Source organism: Streptomyces sp. NPDC096132, assembly GCF_044763345.1.
In the GTDB taxonomy this organism is placed as follows: domain Bacteria; phylum Actinomycetota; class Actinomycetes; order Streptomycetales; family Streptomycetaceae; genus Streptomyces.
Genome location: NZ_JBIWGA010000025.1, coordinates 68,447 through 84,903, shown reverse-complemented (window position 1 = coordinate 84,903; position 16,457 = coordinate 68,447). Strand labels below are relative to the sequence as shown.

Here is a 16,457-nt window from a genome sequence, read left to right as displayed (position 1 = left end):
GGGACAAGAGTGGCTGACTGGGGAGCGCAGGTACGGGAGGTCGTGGTCGCGGGTGTCCCCGGGCCGGCCCCGGACGCCGGGGACATCGTCCTCGAGCGGGACGGAACGGGCCGGATCGTGGCCGTCCGCTCGGGCACGGCCACCTTCCCCGTGGTGGCCTGCACTCCGGAGATCGGCCTGGACGCCGTGCTGGCCGACCTGGACGTACTCGATCTGCTGGAGGCCGGACTGCCGGCAGTCGTGGTCGTCGAAGCCGGACGTCCCACCGGACACGTGCCGGCACAGGTGCTGCTGCAACACCTCCTGGACTACCTGCCCGACACCGGCACCATGGGGCCGGAGACACTCGACGGCGACCTCCAACCCCCGCGGGCCCTGGAGTTGACCTGCACGGTCTGCCACACCCTCAACACCGTGCTCGTCTACGTCCGGGGCCGCACCCCGTGCACGCAGGGGCACCCACTGGAAGTGGACTGGACCTGACGTGCTCACCGGAACACTGGAGAAACTCGGCGGCCAGCTCGGTCGCCGTTTCCTGTTCGCGGTGTGGCTGCCCAACCTGCTCTTCTGGGGTGGCCTCACGGCGCTGACCGTCACGGGGTGGGGCTGGGCGGACGCCGCGCGATGGTGGCACGAGCGCGGCACCGAGGCCCGTGCGGCGATGGCGCTGGGTGCCTTCTCCGCCTCCCTCCTCATCGGCGCCCTATGGTCTGCTCAACTCCCCCTCCTGGTGAGGCTGCTCGAGGGCCACTGGCCCAGACTCCCGGGTCTCAACGCCGTGCGCGAGCGGTGCACCGATCGGTACCGGCTGCGCCATCGAACCGTCGTGACCGATCCGAAGGTCTTCGCCCGCGAAGCGCCGTACTACCCCTTGGCCGAGGACGACGTCATGCCGACCCGGTTCGGCAACGTGCTCCGATCCGCCGAGACACACCCGTACGACCGCTACGGGATCGACGCCGTCCTGGTCTGGCCCCGGCTGTACCCGGTGCTCCCGCAACGGTTCGCCGCCCAACTCGCGGTGGCCGCGTCCGACGTCGACCTGATGGTGACGATGTGCGGCTTGAGCGTGCTGTTCGCCGGTGCCGGAGGGGTCCTCGCCGCCATCGTCCTGTCCTGGTACGCCGCGCTGGCGTGCGGCGGTGGCGGGCTGCTCCTGGGCTGGATCGCCTACCGCGGCGCCGTGCACACCGCGCTCGCCTACGCGGCGCTGGTCAAGTCGGCGTTCGACGTGCACCGCGGACTCCTCATCGACGCGCTGGGGCTGGAGCGGCCGGTGAGCTGGACCACGGAGCTCGCCCAGTGGCGGCAGCTCGGGAACGTGTGGCTGCAGGGGACCCCGGAAGCGGGGGACGGAGCCCGGGCTCTGCGCTATCCGCAACACCCTTGTCCGCCCTGCCCCCTGTGCCACCCCCCGCAGGCCGGTGGCCCGGCTTCCGGACCCTGAGACGGTGCTTCCGCCCCGTCTGCTGCTCGCTCAGGCGCCGGTCCGTTCCCAGCCCCGGCGGGGTGCGCGGGCGCCGAGTCGGGTGTCGCGGCTGCGGTAGACGATGTACGGGCGGGTCAGGTAGCCGAGTGGTGCGGTGAGCATGTGGACGAGCCGGGTGAAGGGCCAGAACGCGAACAGGAGGAGGGCGCTCAGCGCGTGGAGCCGGAACAGCACGGGCGCTTCGCTCATCAGGTCCGGGTCGGGCTGGAGGTAGAAGATGGAGCGGAACCAGGGGGAGATCGTTTCGCGGTAGTTGTAACCGCCGCCCACGAGGTTCGCGGCCACGGTGGCGGCCAGGCCCAACCCGATGGTCAGGGTGAGGGAGACGTACATGGCCTTGTCGTTGCGGGTGGTGGCGGAGAACACGGGCCCGACGGTGCGGCGGCGATAGATCAGGATGGCAAGTCCGCCCACGGTGGCGACGCCCGCGATGGTGCCGAGGACGACGGCCGACACGTGGTAGGCGTCCTCGCCGATGCCGGCCGCTTCGGTCCAGCTCTCGGGGATGACCAGGCCGCCGATGTGGCCGATGAGGACGACGAGGATGCCGAAGTGGAACAGCGGGCTGCCGATGCGCAACAGGCGGCGTTCGTAGAGCTGGGAGGAGCGGGTGGTCCAGCCGAACTTGTCGTAGCGGTAGCGCCAGACGTGGCCGAGGACGAACACGGCGAGGGCGACGTAGGGCAGGACGACCCAGAGCAGGGTGCCGCCGGTGGCGGTCTCGGCCGCCAGGGTGACGTGCTCGGCGGGCGCGTTCATCGGGGGCCTCCTACGACGGGGTCGGGCAGGAACTGCGGGGGTGCGTACGGGCCGAGGCCGACCTGTTCCTCGGGCGGTCCCTGGGCGGCCAGGCGCATGACGGCTTCGCGTTCGTCGCCGCGCAGCCCGGGCAGGGTGGCCGAAACGGACTCCAGTACCGACGCCCAGGGCGAGGCGGAGTCGCGCAGGGCGAGGCGCAGCAGTTCCAGGCCGGCACGGTGATCGTTGAGCAGCCGGTGTCCGAGGGTGGGCTCGGCGGCGGCGAATTCGAGGACGACGGCCAGGTGGTCGGGCAGTTCGTCGTCGGTGACCCGCCATCCGGCTTCGGCGTAGGTCTGTTTCAGACGCAGCAGGGCCATGCCACGTTTCCTGGTGTCACCGTGCGCGTAGTAGGTCAGGAAGAGGCAGCAGCGTCTGCGGTGGTCGAAGGTGGCGACGTAGTCGGCGGCCAGCTCCTGCGGCTGGGTGCGGGCGACGTGCTCGGCGAAGCGCACGAGGGGGCCGCCGACCGTCTTCGGCTGAGTGGGGGCTACCTTGAGGGCCAGGGTGAGGCGGTGTTCGAACTGGTCGTCGGGGTAGGCCAGCAGCAGCGACTGGGCCTGCCAGGCCAGGGCGTTACGGGCGTCGGTGGCGAGGGGCCTCATGACACGGAGCCGTTCTCGTCGTCCGCGGTGGGCGGGAAGAGGCCGGGCGGGGAGCCCTTGCCGTCCCAGTTGAGGAGGTTCACCCGGGTGGCCTTGTCGGTCGGCGTGGCGGGGGTGTCGGAGGTCTGCCGGTCGCGCAGGGCACGGTAGTTCTCGACCGCGAGGGGGGCGGCGCCGCCGGAGGTCTCGCCGAAGGGCCCGGAGCCGCCCATGCCGGGGCCGCCCTCGTAGTCCAGGCTGCACTCGGTCGCCGACTCCTCCAGTCTGTGCGCCTGTTCGGCGTGGGCGGGCGGGATGACGTAGCGCTCGTCGTACTTGGCCAGGGCCAGCAGCCGGTACATGTCGTAGATCTGCTCGCCGCTCATGCCGACCGACTGGGGAATGGTGTCGTTCGGCTCGCGCCCGAGGTTGATGTCGCGCATGTACGAGCGCATGGCCGCCAGTCGGTGCAGGACCGCGTCCACAGGGGCGGGGTCGCCGGCGGTGAAGAGCTGAGCGAGGTAGTCGACGGGGATGCGCAGGGCGTCGACGGCGGCGAAGAGGTTGTGGTGGTCCTCGGCGTCGCGGCCGGTGTCGCGTACCGCGTCGACCACCGGGGACAGCGGCGGGATGTACCAGACCATGGGCAGGGTGCGGTACTCCGGGTGCAGCGGCAGGGCCACCTTGTAGGTGTTGATCAGGGAGTGGACCGGTGAGCGCTGGGCGGCCTCGATCCAGTCCCGCGGGATGCCTCCGCGCTCCGCCTCGGCGATGACCTGGGGGTCGTGGGGGTCGAGCAAGACCTTCCGCTGGGCCTCGTACAGGCCGGTGTCGTCGGGGGTGGAGGCGGCTTCCAGGACGCGGTCGGCGTCGTAGAGCACGAGGCCGATGTAGCGCAGACGGCCGACGCACGTCTCGGAGCAGACGGTGGGCAGGCCCACCTCGACGCGGGGGAAACAGAAGGTGCACTTCTCGGCCTTGCCGGTGCGGTGATTGAAGTACACCTTCTTGTACGGGCAGCCCGTGACGCACATCCGCCAGCCGCGGCACCGGTCCTGGTCGACCAGCACGATGCCGTCCTCCTCCCGCTTGTAGATGGCGCCGGAGGGGCAGGAGGCCGCGCAGGACGGGTTGAGGCAGTGCTCGCAGATGCGCGGCAGGTAGAACATGAAGGTCTGCTCGAACTCGAACTTGATCTTCTCGGAGACCTCGTTCAGCAGGACGTCCCGCTCGCTGGTCGCGGCCGAGCCACCGAGGTCGTCGTCCCAGTTCGCCGACCAGGAGATCTTCATGTCCTTGCCGCTGATCAGCGACTTGGGGCGGGCGACCGGGGTGTGCTCCTGCAGCGGCGCGTTCGTCAGGGTCTCGTAGTCGTACGTCCACGGCTCGTAGTAGCCGTCCAGGGACGGAAGCACCGGGTTGGAGAAGATCTGGATCAGCTTCCTGAACCGGCCGCCCGCCTTGAGCGCCAGCCTCCCGCGCTTGTTGAGTTCCCAGCCGCCCTTCCAGGTGTCCTGGTCCTCGTAGCGGCGTGGGTACCCCTGGCCGGGGCGGGTCTCGACGTTGTTGAACCACACGTACTCGACGCCGGTGCGGTTGGTCCACGCCTGTTTGCAGGTGACGGAACAGGTGTGGCAGCCGATGCACTTGTCGAGGTTCATCACCATCGCCATCTGGGCCATCACGCGCATGTCAGTACTCCACGTCCTGGTTGGCGCGGCGGCGGATGACGGTGACCTCGTCGCGCTGGTTGCCGGTCGGGCCCAGGTAGTTGAAGGCGTAGGAGAGCTGGGCGTAGCCGCCGATCAGGTGGCTCGGTTTGATCAGCAGGCGGGTCAGGGAGTTGTGGATGCCGCCGCGCCGGCCGGTGGTCTCGGTGCGGGGCACGTCGATCAACCGGTCCTGGGCGTGGTGCATGTAGACGGTGCCCTCGGGCATACGGTGCGAGACGATCGCACGGGCGGCGACCACACCGTTGCGGTTGACCGCCTCGACCCAGTCGTTGTCCCTCACCCCGACCTTCGCCGCGTCCTGTGTGCTCATCCAGATCGTCGGGCCGCCCCTCGACAGGGAGAGCATGAGCAGGTTGTCCTGGTACTCGGAGTGGATCGACCACTTGTTGTGCGGGGTCAGGTAGCGGACGGTCACGCCCAGTTCCCCGACGTCGCCCGGGCGCGGCTCGCCGAACAGCGCGTCCATGTTCAACGGTGGCCGGTAGACCGGGAGTTGCTCGCCGAGAGCGGTGATCCAGTCGTGGTCGAGGTAGAAGTGCTGGCGGCCGGTGAGGGTGTGCCAGGGCTTGAGTCGCTCGACGTTGACCGTGAACGGCGAGTAGCGGCGCCCGCCCGTCTCCGAGCCCGACCACTCGGGGGAGGTGATGACCGGGACGGGGGCGGCCTGGGTGTCGGCGAAGGTGATCTGCCTGCCCTCGTGCTCGGCGGCCAGGTCCGCGAGCCGCGTGCCGGTGCGGGCTTCGAGGGTGTGGAAGCCCTGCGTGGCCAGGTGGCCGTTGGTGGTGCCGGACAGCGCGAGGATCGCCTCGCAGGCGTGTACGTCCCGGGCGATCGAGGGCCGCCCGTCGGCCGCTCCGCCGCGCACGGTGCCGTTCTTGTGCCGCAGGTACTCCAGCTCGCGGTCGACCTTGAAGGTGATGCCCTTGGTGGTGGCGCCCAGGGTGTCGAGCAGCGGACCGAGGGCAGCCATCTTGTCGGCGACGGCGCCGTAGTCCCGCTCGACGGTGATGAGTTTCGGCATGGTGCGGCCGGGAACCGGCTCGCACTCCCCCGCCTTCCAGTCCCGGACCCGGCCGTGCGGGGTGGCCAGTTCGTCGGGGGTGTCGTGCAGCAGCGGGGCGGCGACCACGTCCGTGCGGACCCCGAGGTGGTCGGCGGCCTGGCGGCTGAACTCCTTGGCGAGCGTGTGGAAGGCGTCCCAGTCGGTGCGGGTCTGCCAGGGCGGGGCGATCGCCGGGTTGAACGCGTGCACGAAGGGGTGCATGTCGGTGCTGGACAGGTCGTGCTTCTCGTACCAGGTGGCGGCCGGCAGGACGACGTCGGAGAAGACCGTGGTGCTGGTCATGCGGAAGTCCAGCGTCAGCAGCAGGTCGAGCTTGCCCTCGGGGGCTTCCTCCCGCCACACCACATCGGTCGGGCGGGCGTCCGGCGGCGCCTCGGTGGCCCGCACCGACGCGTCGGTGCCGAGCAGGTGCTTGAGGAAGTACTCGTTGCCCTTGGCCGAGGATCCCAGCAGATTGGCCCGCCACACGGTCAGGACGCGGGGGAAGTTCTCGGGAGCGTCCGGGTCCTCGCCCGCGAACCGCAGCCGCCCCTCCTTGAGCTCGGCCACGATGTGCTCGCCGACGGGGCGCCCTGCCGCCTCTGCCTCGTCGGCCAGGTCCAGCGGGTTGCGGTCGAAGGTCGGGTACGACGGCATCCAGCCCATCCGCGCGGACTGGGCGATGACGTCGGCGGTGGACTTCCCGGCGAACGGGCCGCCCGAGCCGGCCGCCGCGAGGGTGTCGGCGGAGAACGGGTCGTAGCGGAACTGGTCGCTGTGCAGATACCAGTACGCGGTCTGGATCATCAGCCGGGCCGGCCGGTTCCAGTCGGCGGCGGTCGCGATCGCCGCATAGCCCGTGATCGGACGGACCTTCTCCTGGCCGACGTAGTGCGCCCAGCCGCCCCCGTTGACCCCCTGGCAGCCGGTGAGCGTGGTCAGGGTCAGGAAGGCGCGGTAGATGGTGTCGGAGTGGAACCAGTGGTTGGTACCCGCTCCCATGATGATCATCGAACGACCGCCGGACTCCTCGGCGTTGGCCGCGAACTCGCGCGCGATCCGGGCGACCCGGCCCGCGTCCACTCCGGTGATCGCCGCCTGCCAGGCCGGGGTGTACGGCTCGCTCGCGTCCTCGTACGACGACGGCCACTCACCGGGGAGACCGTCGCGGGCCACGCCGTACTGGGCCAGCATCAGGTCGTACACCGTGGTCACCAGTCGCCCGGCGACGCGCCGTACGGGGACGCCGCGTCGCAGCCGGCCCGCGCTGCCGTCGGGAGCGTCGAAGCGGGGCAGTTCGACCGCGACCGACGCCTCGTCACCGCCCTCGGCGGACAGCAGGGGCCGGGTGTCGCCGAGGTCCAGGTTCCACTTCCCGGCGCCGGACTCGCCGTAGCGGTCGCCGAGCGTGCCGTTGGGCACCACCGGCCGGCCCGTGGCCGCGTCCAGCAGTACGGTCCGGAACTCCGCGTGCTCGGCCCGCGCGTACTCGCCGCCGAGGTCGGCGGCGGTCAGGAACTTTCCCGGCCGGCAGGTGCCCGGCTCGCCCCCGGCCTCGTCGAGGGCGACCAGGAACGGCAGATCCGTGTACTTCCTGACGTAGTCGGTGAAGTACGGCGTGGCCCGGTCGACGAAGAACTCCTTGAGGATCACATGCCCCATGGCCATCGCCAGCGCGCCGTCGGTGCCCGGCTGGGCGGGGAGCCACTCGTCGGCGAACTTCACGTTGTCCGCGTAGTCCGGGGAGACCGCCACGACCTTCTGGCCCCGGTAGCGGGCCTCCGCCATCCAGTGCGCGTCCGGCGTACGGGTCACCGGCAGATTCGAGCCCCACATGATCAGATAGCCGGCGTCCCACCAGTCCGCCGACTCCGGTACGTCGGTCTGGTCACCGAACACCTGCGGCGAGGCCACCGGCAGGTCGGCGTACCAGTCGTAGAAGGACAGCATCGCCCCGCCGAGCAGGGAGTAGAAGCGGGCGCCGGCCGCGTGGGAGACCATCGACATCGCCGGGATCGGCGAGAACCCGGCCAGCCGGTCCGGGCCGTACCTCCTGATCGTGTACACGTGCGCGGCGGCGACCAGCTCCACCGCCTCGTCCCAGCTCGCCCGGACCAGGCCGCCCTTGCCGCGCGCCTTCTTGTAACGGCGGGCGCGCTCCGGGTCGGAGACGATGTCCGCCCAGGCCGCCACCGGGTCGCCGAGGCGGGCCTTGGCCTCCCGGTACATCTGCAACAGCACACCCCGGACGTAGGGGTAGCGGACCCGGGTGGGCGAGTACGTGTACCAGGAGAAGGCGGCCCCGCGCGGGCAGCCGCGCGGCTCGTACTCGGGACGGTCCGGGCCGACCGAGGGGTAGTCGGTCTGCTGTGCCTCCCAGGTGATGATGCCGTCCTTGACGTACACCTTCCACGAGCAGGAACCCGTGCAGTTGACCCCGTGGGTGGAGCGCACCACCTTGTCGTGCGACCAGCGGTCCCGGTAGAACTCGTCCGCCTGCCGGCCGCCCGTTCGGTGCAGGGTCCGCAGGTCGTCGGAGACCTCCGCCCTGGTGAAGAACCGGCGGCTGCGCACCAGCGCCTCCGCCAGATCGCCGTCCATGCCCGTCCGTGCCCGTTCCCGGCTGGTCTCCGTGCTCACCGTGCCACTCCGCCCCGGGCACGTCGGCCCGTTCGAATCGTGTCGGTTTCGGCCGCGAACGACACTACGACCGCCGTCCCCCGGAAGGTCAACAGCCACGCCACAGGGAACACGTGGCTTGCAAAGATCGCCTGCGCGGAAGCGGCTGCTCGGGCTCCGCCCGGTCAGGCGACCGGGCGGGACAGGGCGCCGCCCGCCTCGGCGCGCACGGCCTCGACCGCTTCCCACTCCTCGGTGCTCAGGTTGGCGAGTGCGGCCGGGAAGACGCCGTCCTGTTCCTTGAGGATGTGGTCGCGCAACACGGCCATCGCCTCCATCAGCCGGTCCGGCCAGGCCGGGTCGGAGGGGGTGGCCCCCTCGGCGGCCTCGGCCAGCACGGCCTCGATACGGCGGTGCTCGGCCTCCAGAGCGGCGATCTGCTCGGGGAAGTCGCCGGCCAGGGCCGGGAACAGGCCGTGCTCCTCCACCCGGGTGTGCGGGCCGAGCACCCTCGCGATCTCACGGGCGACCTCCGCCATCCGGGCCGCACCGCCCTCCTGACGGGCGGGGCGGAGGTGGCTGAGGAGGCGGACCACCTCGTCGTGCTCCTGAGTCAGTTCGTCGATGGTCTCCAGGGCCTGGCAGCCGCAGTACTCGCACACCGGTTCTTCTCCTTGTTCCTCGGCCGTTCCTCGGCCGTCCCTCGGCCCGTCGCTGTTCCTCGGCCCGTCTGGGTCGTCCGCTCGCCCTTACGCGGTGGTGCCTGCGGTGGTGCGGTGCCCGCGCCGGCCGCCGGTGTGGGGCTTGCGCTCGCCGCCCTCGCCCGCGGCGCGCACCGCGGTGACGGTGAAGGCCAGGGCCACGGCGGCCACGACCGCGAGCAGGGCCAGACCGGCCGCGTACGTTCCGTACTCGCCGTACAGCGAGCCCATGACCAGCGGCGGCAGGAAGCCGCCCAGGCCGCCCGCCGCGCCGACCACCCCGGTGACGGAGCCGACCTGGTTGGCCGGGGTGCGCAGGGCCACCAGGGCGAAGGTCGCCCCGCTGCCGGCGCCGAGCGCGGCGGCCATGGCCAGGAAGGCGATGGTGCCCACCGGTGCCAGGAGCGGGGTGAACGACTGGGTCACGGCCCCGGCCACGACCACGGCCAGCGAGCCGGCCAGCACGCGGACCGGGCCCAGCCGGTCGGACAACCAGCCGCCCATCGGGCGCATCGCCACCGCCAGGAGCACGAATCCGGCCATCCGGTTGGCGGCGTCGGCCTGGGTGAGCCCGTAGCCGGTCTTGAGGTAGGTGGGCAGGTAGACGGAGAAGGCGACGTAGCCGCCGAACGCGACCGCGTACAGCGCGGATGCCTGCCAGGTGACGCCCAGACGCAGGGTGGCGCCCAGGCGGCGGCCCAGCGGTTCGGTCGGCACAATGCGGCCGGGTGCGTCACGCAGCAGCAGCGCGGCGGCCACGGCGTACACGGCCAGCATCGCGGCGGTGATCAGGAACGGGGTGGACATGCTGTTGGCGTCGACCAGCTTCACCGTGGTCAGAGCGCTGATCGCGGTGCCGCCCATGCCGGCGCCGAAAACGCCGATGGCAAGGCCTCGCCGCTCGGGCGGGAACCAGGCGTTGACGAGGGGGACGCCGACGGCGAAGGCGGTGCCGCCGATCCCGAGGAAGAACCCGCCCACCAGCAGTGCCGCCAGCGAGGAGTGCCCGGCCAGGCCGAGGTAGAGCACCGGCACGATGGTGGCCGCCGACACGATCGGGAACATCACCCGTCCGCCGAACCGGTCGGTGAGCGCACCGACCGGGATGCGGCCCAGCGAGCCGACCACGACCGGCACCGCCACCAGCAGCGACTGCTGGAACGACGACAGGTCGAGGCTGTCCTTGAACCGGGGGCCGAGCGGGCTGAGCAGCGCCCACGCCCAGAAGTTCACGGCGAAACCGACGGTGGCCAGGGCCAGCATCAGCCACGCCCGGCCGGACACCGGCACGGCAGACGGTGAGCTGCCGCTCTTCGACTTCAACGGCTGGACCATGTTGTCCGTCCCTTTCCTCTTCATGGTGGTACTGCGCCACAGGGATCGCACGTGCACGGCAGGTCCTTTTGCCTGCTGAACGGCATCCCGTGACCACTGTCCGCGTCAGGTCTCGCCGTCGGCATGGGCCATGAGTCCCTACCGACGGACGGACGGTCCCCGGGTTCGGGCCCGGCCGTCCCTGCGTACGGCCCCGGGTACCGCCCTGCCCGCGTGGTGGGGGGTGGGGCCGATAGGCCCTACCCCCTTTGGCCTCACCGGGGAGACGATGGACTGATGTTCCAGTACGACGCCTTTCGCGCACTCGACCGGGAGGAGTGTCTGCGCCTGCTCGCCAAGGTGCCGGTCGGTCGCGTGGTCTACACCCGGCAGGCGCTGCCCGCGGTCCTCCCGATCAACTTCTCCCTGGACACGGACGCCTCCGTCCTGCTGCGCACCTCACCGGACTCGGACCTCGTCCGCGCCATCGACGGCGTCGTGGTCGCCTTCGAGGCGGACGAGTTCGACGCCGGGAGCCGGTCCGGCTGGAGCGTGGTCGTCACCGGACGGGCCGACGTGGTGACCGACCCCGGCGAACACGACCGGCTCTCCCAGGCCGGGCCCATGTCCTGGATGCCTCTGCGGGACGCCGTGTTCGTACGGATCGAGTCCGAGATGGTCACCGGACGCGAGCTCCGGGGGGCGCGCGACACGCAGTGAGGCGCGGGGGCCCGGGTTCGCATCACGCGGGTCGTCGCACGGAGTGTCCGGGGGCTCTCGGTGTGCGGCGGCCGCCGTCCGGGCCGTAGCCGAATCGGATCAGCAGGTGGGGGTGGCATCGCTGGTGTCGTGGGAGGGCCGTCCTGGAGCGCAGGTCGGGCCATTCCATGGCCTGGTGCAGGACTGAGGTGCGCAGTCCTCGGGCGGTCGCCGTGAGGAGGACGTACTGCAGGGCCTGGCCGGCTCGCAGCCAGTCCTCCCGCCGGTCGTGGGGCGTCCACAACAGGGCCAGTTGGACGTGGCGTTCGAACCACAGGGCGGGCAGGCGGAGGGCGGGCCGTGCGCCGGTGAAGTCCCGCATCGGTATCCGCCTGCCGGCGTCCGGTGGGCCGAGCGCGGTGACGGGAATGCCGTAGGGGGTGTTTCCGCCGGGGGCGGTGAGCCAGGTGAGGGTCTCCGCGGTGCGGTCCGGATGGGCGTGGTTGCGTGCCTCGGCCGCGGCGGTCAGGCGCAGCAGGCGCCGTGTTCCGACGATGTCCGGCACGTGCAGACGGGCGCCGGCGGCGTGGGCGGCCGACGCCATCTCGGCCACGATCGGCTCGGGCACCGGTCGGCCGGTGAACGGCACCCGGCTCGTGTGCCGCCGTGCGATGGCCTCGTAGAGGCCAGGGTCCGACGGCTGCTCCCCCTCAGGGAGGGGACCAGTCAGCCGTACGGTGGCCAGCAGGCCGGGTTCGTGCGGATCCGGCAGCAGCTTCACGTCGGGTCGCAGGCCCCGGTGCACGGCGGCGAGCCGGAGGTTGAACACCGCGGCGCCCACGGACAGATACTGGGCGCGGTGCGTCGGGTCGGTCAGGGGCAGTGTTCGCTCCGGCGCCGAATGGACTTCCAGCACCTGGTGGTCGGGGTCCAGGCGGAAACGCCAGGGCTGGGTGTTGTGGATCGACGGGGCCGCCACGGCGGCTGCCAGGAGCGACTCCACGGTGTCCGCGTCGAGCAGGACTTGGGTGCGCATGATGGCTTCCCTTCCTTTCTTCGTCATGGCCGCCGGTCAGGTGGCGGGCAGGGCGGTGGCCAGCAGGACGACGCCGAGTGAACCGACGAGGGAGACGACCGCCAGGGCCCGGGCCAGGTCGGCGCGGCCCTTGGCGTGGGCGATGCCGTGGCCTGCCGCGGCGAGCATCACCACCACGAAGAGGGCGAGTTTGGTCGCCAGGGTGCGGCCGTAGCCAGGTTCGGCGAGGGAGGCCCAGGTGACTCCCCGGTGCCAGGCCATGGCCCAGCCGGTGGCCAGCTGCACGGGCAGGAACACCGCTCCGGTCAGCATCCCGAACCGGCGACCGGCCGCGGCGGTGAAGCCGTCCTTGGCCTCCGGGGCGAGCAGATGGCGGGCCAGCGGCAGAATCACGAGGGAGAGGGCGAGTTGGCCGCCGACCCAGAGGGCGGCGCCGGCCACATGCGCGAACCGCACCAGGGACCACACGCCGACGGTGTCCACTAGTCGCTCACCTCCACCATGCCGTGCGCGCCCGCCTCGGCGTGGCGCATGTCGTGGTCGACGAAGGCGTAGTGGCCGGCCTCGGGGAACGTCGTCTCGGCGAAACCGCCCTGTGCCGCGGCCAGGTCCAGCACCTGCGAGCCGCCCGACTGGTCCGGCTCGAGCAGGTGGGCGCCCTCCTTGTACACGGTGTCGAAGACGGTGCCGACGATGTGGAAGGCGATGCCGTCGCCCGGCCCGGCGGCGACCACCCAGAAGCGGGCCCGCTCGCCGGCCTTCACCTTCAGGGGCCGCTGGGCGTACTGGTCGGCGACGCCGTTGAACACCCAGGCGTCCGGGGTGCCCTCGCGCATCTTCGTCACCTGGGCCGTGCTGCCGGGTGTGCCGAGGTAGAGCTCGGAGGAGACCAGCACGTACTCGTGGTCCACCTTCGCGAGGCCGGGCGGGTCGATGACGACGGCGCCGTACATGCCGTTGCCCATGTGCTGGAGCATCGGGGCGGTGCTGCAGTGGTACAGCCAGGCCCCGGCCTTCTCGGCGCGGAAGCGGTAGACCAGGCGCTCGCCGGGCTGGATCGTGCGCATGGGCCGGTCGGGGGCGAGGGAGCCGGCGTGGAAGTCGATGCCGTGGCCCATGGCGGTGTCGTCGTTGACGAGGGTGACCTCGAAGACGTCCCCGACCTTTCCGTGCAGGGTGGGGCCGGGGGCCGTGCCTCCGAAGGTCCACATCTGTTGTTTCACACCCGGCGCCACCTCGACCGTGGTGTGCGCGGCGTGCAGCTCGACCCTGTGGACCGTCCCGCCGGGCACGGGGGCGAGGTCGGCGTCGCGGGACTGCCAGCCGGTGGAGAAGTCTGCGGAGAGGTCCAGGCCGTCGTCGTCGCCGGCGGCCGATACGTGTCCCTCGTGCTCACTGCCGTCCGTCGCTGCGCCGTCCTTCACGACGATGTCCATGGTCATCCCGGCCGCCTTGTGGCCCGGCAGGGTGCACCACGCCTCGCGGTTCTCGGTGACCCGCCCGAGGTCCAGTACGCGGGTGCTGCCCTTGGCGAGCATCGGGGTGGCGGGACCGTCCTCGACCTTGAGGTCGTGGCGCTGGGCGTCGTCGTTGGTGACCTTCAGCCGTAGCGCGGTGCCCGCCGCGACCTCGACGCGCGCCGGCCGGATACGCATGTCCTTCAGGGTGACGGCGACCGTGCGGGTGGTCCCGGCGCCCGCGCCCGTCGTCCTCGCGGTGCTCGTCCGACCGTTCGTGTCCCCGCCGCTGTTGGCCACGAGCACGGCCAGCACGGTGAGTACGGCACCCGCGGCCGTGCCCCACAGGACGGGGCGCCGTGACACTCCGGCAGCGCCCGTGTCCGTGTCCTTGTTCGCGGGCAGCCTCCGGCCGCTGTGGACGAGTACGGGCACCGTGAGGGCGAGGAACGCGGCCCCGGCCAGCGCGGCCAGCACCATGCCGGCCGTGGCAACCGGGCCGGGCAGTGGAAGGGCCGCCAGCGCGACCCCGGTGTTCAGCGCCACCAGCCTCGCCGGCCAGCCCCGTTCGAGCGGCGCCCGGACGACCGCACGGTCCTTCGGGCCGCTGCTGAGGACGACCGGCAGCAGATAGGTGAGCGCGCCGATCAGGATCTGGGCGACGAAGCCGATGAGCAGCACCGGGACGAGAGAGTCGATCCCGGTCCGTGCCGCCGCGAGCGGCCGGGTGACCAGCCATGCGAGATCCGCCGCGACCGCGATCAGCAGCCAGCAGGTGGCGGCGGCGAGCATCCAGGCCGCCGCCGCGGAGACGGGACGGTTGCCGCGTACGGTGCGCACGAACAGGTGGACGGCGAGGGCCGCTCCCTCCACGTAGAGGGCGAGACCCGCCGCGGCGGGCCAGCGCCATCCGAGTGCCAGAGCTGTGACCGCCACCAGCAGTCCGCCGCCGGTGAGCCACAGCACCCACCGCGACACCTTCGTGGTGCGGTCCTTCATCCTGACGCCCAGCACGGTCGGCCACAGCATGAACAGCGTGCCCAGGGCGGGCAGACCGATCCAGCCGAGCAGGGTGGCGTGGATGTGCGCCAGGCGCAGCCCGGCGTACCGATCGGGCCCGCCGGCGCCGCCGGTGGCCAGCAGCGCGCCGAGTACGGCACCGGCGATCAGGGCAGCAGTGGCCGCCCGGTAGTAGGAGACGATCGGCTTCAGCCGCCCGCCGAGCGCGCCCCGCCCCAGGCGGACCAGCATCACCAGGTGGGCGGTCGCCGCGCCCACCAGCAGCACGGCGGAGACGGCGGTCAGCACGGACCGTACGGTCCACACGCCGACGAGCAGCCCGGCCACGGCGAGGTTGGCCGCCGCGAGCCGCGCGGTGCTCCGGCGCTCGTCGGGAATCTTCACGTGCAGCAGGGCGACGGCGAAGTGCTCGCTCCAGATCAGGATGGCGGTGGTGACCGCACCGAGCAGGAACATGTGCACAGCCAGCCAGCGGGCCACCGGCAGCGACTCCTGTGCCGCGGCCGTCAGCAGGGCCAGGCCCAGCCACCCCACCACCAGAACGTGGGCGCGCAGATGCCGGGTCTTCGCGCCGGACGCCCTGAACCGGTTCGGGTACTTGGCGGGTCCGCTCGCGTCGCCGGTCCCGGCAGGCCCGTCGGCGATGCTGGTCATGCCACTCCCTGGTGCTGGGGCGAACTCGCGCCGCTTCCCTGGTGCGACGCGTTCCCGCCGTCGGCGCCGGCGGGCAGGAGCGCGGCCAACTCCTCCTGGTGGGGGAAGGAGCCGGGGACGTATCCGCACCACGGCTCCTCGGCGTACGGGTCGCCGGTGACGGCGTACGCGCGCGATCGCGAGCCGCCGCAGACCCGGCGGAACTCGCACGCTCCGCACCGGCCGCCCAGCCGGCCGGGGTCCCGCAGTCCGGTGAACAGCTCCGAGGTGCGGTAGATCTCCGTGAGCGGTGTCTCGCGGACGTTTCCGGCACCCAACGGCAGGAAGCCGCTGGGGTGGACGGTGCCGGTGTGGGAGACGAAGACGAAGCCGCGGCCCGCGTTGACGTCCAGGGGCGGGCGCCGCACGCGGCGCGCTCCGGCGTTCAGGCCCAGCTCGGTGGCGCGCTCGCGCAACTCCCGGTACAGCGGGCCGAGTCCGAGCACCGCCACGTGGTCGTCGCCGGTGGCGGCCAGAACCCGGCGCTGCAGAGCGACGCGGCGGAAGTGGTGGGCCTCGGTGGTCTTGGCGGGCACGGTCAGCCCCACGTCGTGGACGAAGTTGAGGACGTCCTCCACCTCCCCCGCGGTCAGCACCCCGAGGCTGCGGCCGCGGCCGGTGGGCACCAGGAAGAAGGCGCTCCACAGCATCGCCCCGTGGTCGGCGACCAGGCGGACGATGTCGGGGAGGTCGTGCAGGTTGTGCCGGGCGACCGTGGTGTTGATCTGCACCTTCATGCCGAGAGCCCGCGCCGCGTCCCAGGCGTCCAGGGTCCACCGGAACACCCCGGGCACCCCCCGGAAGTCGTCGTGGAGTGCGGCGGTGGAGCCGTCCAGGCTCAGCGAGAGGCCGACCGCCCCCGCCGCGTGCGACTCCCGCAGCCGCCCCGAGGTGAGCGTCGGCGTACCGGACGGGGACACCGCGACCCGGACGCCGGCCTCCTGCCCGTAGGAGATGAGCTCGGTGAGGTCGGGGCGCTGGAAGGGGTCACCGCCGGTGATGACGAACAGCGGGGCGGGCTGCCCGAAGGCGGCCACCTGGCGCAGCAGCTCCTTGGCGGCGGCGGTGTCGAGCTCGCGCGGGTCGCGGTCGGGCACCGCCTCGGCGCGGCAGTGCAGGCAGGCCAGCGGGCAGGCCCGGGTGGACTCCCAGATGACGATGAAGGGCCGCTCTCCCGCGTTGTGCCGTTGGCGGCGGATGGCATGGGCGGCCGTGTTCATCGCGCGGCCCTGCCCAGCGCCCTGGGGCTGTGTCCGGCCGCCCTGGAGTCGG

13 protein-coding genes are annotated in these 16,457 nt (G+C 71.9%); 3 read left to right on the top strand and 10 right to left on the bottom strand.

Annotated features, from left to right (window positions below; translation table 11 throughout):
• The first annotated feature begins 9 nt into the window (after nucleotides 1–9).
• Both ACIRF9_RS40850 and ACIRF9_RS40845 read left to right on the top strand, forming a co-directional pair.
• Nucleotides 10–483, top strand: a complete 474-nt coding sequence (locus ACIRF9_RS40850; protein WP_403833249.1) for a hypothetical protein — start codon at nucleotides 10–12, stop codon at nucleotides 481–483.
• A 1-nt stretch (nucleotide 484) separates the two neighbouring features.
• Entirely contained in the window at nucleotides 485–1,447 is a 963-nt protein-coding gene (locus ACIRF9_RS40845; RefSeq protein ID WP_403833246.1) for a hypothetical protein, read from the top strand.
• Between the two features lie 30 nt (nucleotides 1,448–1,477).
• Here the strand turns inward: ACIRF9_RS40845 and narI are convergent, their stop codons facing one another.
• The 6 genes from narI to ACIRF9_RS40815 form a co-directional block, all read right to left on the bottom strand.
• Complete coding sequence (gene narI / locus ACIRF9_RS40840; protein WP_403833244.1) at nucleotides 1,478–2,248, bottom strand: respiratory nitrate reductase subunit gamma; 771 nt, start codon at nucleotides 2,246–2,248, stop codon at nucleotides 1,478–1,480.
• Nucleotides 2,245–2,892 carry a nitrate reductase molybdenum cofactor assembly chaperone gene (gene narJ / locus ACIRF9_RS40835; protein ID WP_403833243.1) on the bottom strand — a complete coding sequence of 216 codons (648 nt, stop codon included), beginning with the start codon at nucleotides 2,890–2,892 and terminating at the stop codon, nucleotides 2,245–2,247. Before narJ ends, narI begins: the two co-directional genes overlap by 4 nt.
• Nucleotides 2,889–4,562, bottom strand: coding sequence for a nitrate reductase subunit beta (gene narH, locus ACIRF9_RS40830; RefSeq protein WP_403833241.1), 1,674 nt, complete (start codon nucleotides 4,560–4,562; stop codon nucleotides 2,889–2,891). Before narH ends, narJ begins: the two co-directional genes overlap by 4 nt.
• A gap of 1 nt (nucleotide 4,563) precedes the next feature.
• Nucleotides 4,564–8,247: a nitrate reductase subunit alpha gene (locus ACIRF9_RS40825; RefSeq protein WP_403833379.1), complete on the bottom strand. Its 3,684-nt coding sequence runs from the start codon at nucleotides 8,245–8,247 to the stop codon at nucleotides 4,564–4,566.
• Nucleotides 8,248–8,450: 203 nt separating this feature from the next.
• Entirely contained in the window at nucleotides 8,451–8,927 is a 477-nt protein-coding gene (locus tag ACIRF9_RS40820) for a hemerythrin domain-containing protein (protein WP_403833238.1), read from the bottom strand.
• A gap of 87 nt (nucleotides 8,928–9,014) precedes the next feature.
• Nucleotides 9,015–10,301, bottom strand: a complete 1,287-nt coding sequence (locus tag ACIRF9_RS40815; protein ID WP_403833376.1) for a nitrate/nitrite transporter — start codon at nucleotides 10,299–10,301, stop codon at nucleotides 9,015–9,017.
• A 276-nt stretch (nucleotides 10,302–10,577) separates the two neighbouring features.
• On the opposite strand from ACIRF9_RS40815, the gene ACIRF9_RS40810 reads away from it, so the two are divergent.
• The gene (locus ACIRF9_RS40810; RefSeq protein ID WP_403833236.1) at nucleotides 10,578–11,000 is read left to right on the top strand and encodes a pyridoxamine 5'-phosphate oxidase family protein; all 423 of its coding nucleotides are present in this window, start codon (nucleotides 10,578–10,580) and stop codon (nucleotides 10,998–11,000) included.
• Nucleotides 11,001–11,022: 22 nt separating this feature from the next.
• Here the strand turns inward: ACIRF9_RS40810 and ACIRF9_RS40805 are convergent, their stop codons facing one another.
• The 4 genes from ACIRF9_RS40805 to ACIRF9_RS40790 are packed head-to-tail and all read right to left on the bottom strand — an operon-like array spanning nucleotide 11,023 to nucleotide 16,405.
• Complete coding sequence (locus ACIRF9_RS40805) at nucleotides 11,023–12,015, bottom strand: Acg family FMN-binding oxidoreductase (protein WP_403833234.1); 993 nt, start codon at nucleotides 12,013–12,015, stop codon at nucleotides 11,023–11,025.
• A 36-nt stretch (nucleotides 12,016–12,051) separates the two neighbouring features.
• Nucleotides 12,052–12,498 carry a hypothetical protein gene (locus ACIRF9_RS40800; protein WP_403833232.1) on the bottom strand — a complete coding sequence of 149 codons (447 nt, stop codon included), beginning with the start codon at nucleotides 12,496–12,498 and terminating at the stop codon, nucleotides 12,052–12,054.
• The gene (locus ACIRF9_RS40795) at nucleotides 12,498–15,146 is read right to left on the bottom strand and encodes a multicopper oxidase domain-containing protein (RefSeq protein ID WP_403833230.1); all 2,649 of its coding nucleotides are present in this window, start codon (nucleotides 15,144–15,146) and stop codon (nucleotides 12,498–12,500) included. The genes ACIRF9_RS40800 and ACIRF9_RS40795 overlap by 1 nt, the downstream gene beginning before the upstream one ends.
• Entirely contained in the window at nucleotides 15,143–16,405 is a 1,263-nt protein-coding gene (locus tag ACIRF9_RS40790; protein ID WP_403833228.1) for a TIGR04053 family radical SAM/SPASM domain-containing protein, read from the bottom strand. Before ACIRF9_RS40790 ends, ACIRF9_RS40795 begins: the two co-directional genes overlap by 4 nt.
• Nucleotides 16,406–16,457 lie beyond the last annotated feature (52 nt).

Bases quoted from the DNA above. Each gene is read 5' to 3' on its own strand.
- narI (WP_403833244.1), bottom strand. From the start codon at position 2,248: ATGAACGCGCCCGCCGAGCACGTCACCCTGGCGGCCGAGACCGCCACC.
- narJ (WP_403833243.1), bottom strand. From the start codon at position 2,892: ATGAGGCCCCTCGCCACCGACGCCCGTAACGCCCTGGCCTGGCAGGCC.
- narH (WP_403833241.1), bottom strand. From the start codon at position 4,562: ATGCGCGTGATGGCCCAGATGGCGATGGTGATGAACCTCGACAAGTGC.
- ACIRF9_RS40825 (WP_403833379.1), bottom strand. From the start codon at position 8,247: ATGGACGGCGATCTGGCGGAGGCGCTGGTGCGCAGCCGCCGGTTCTTC.
- ACIRF9_RS40815 (WP_403833376.1), bottom strand. From the start codon at position 10,301: ATGGTCCAGCCGTTGAAGTCGAAGAGCGGCAGCTCACCGTCTGCCGTG.
- ACIRF9_RS40810 (WP_403833236.1), top strand. From the start codon at position 10,578: ATGTTCCAGTACGACGCCTTTCGCGCACTCGACCGGGAGGAGTGTCTG.
- ACIRF9_RS40805 (WP_403833234.1), bottom strand. From the start codon at position 12,015: ATGCGCACCCAAGTCCTGCTCGACGCGGACACCGTGGAGTCGCTCCTG.
- ACIRF9_RS40795 (WP_403833230.1), bottom strand. From the start codon at position 15,146: ATGACCAGCATCGCCGACGGGCCTGCCGGGACCGGCGACGCGAGCGGA.
- ACIRF9_RS40790 (WP_403833228.1), bottom strand. From the start codon at position 16,405: ATGAACACGGCCGCCCATGCCATCCGCCGCCAACGGCACAACGCGGGA.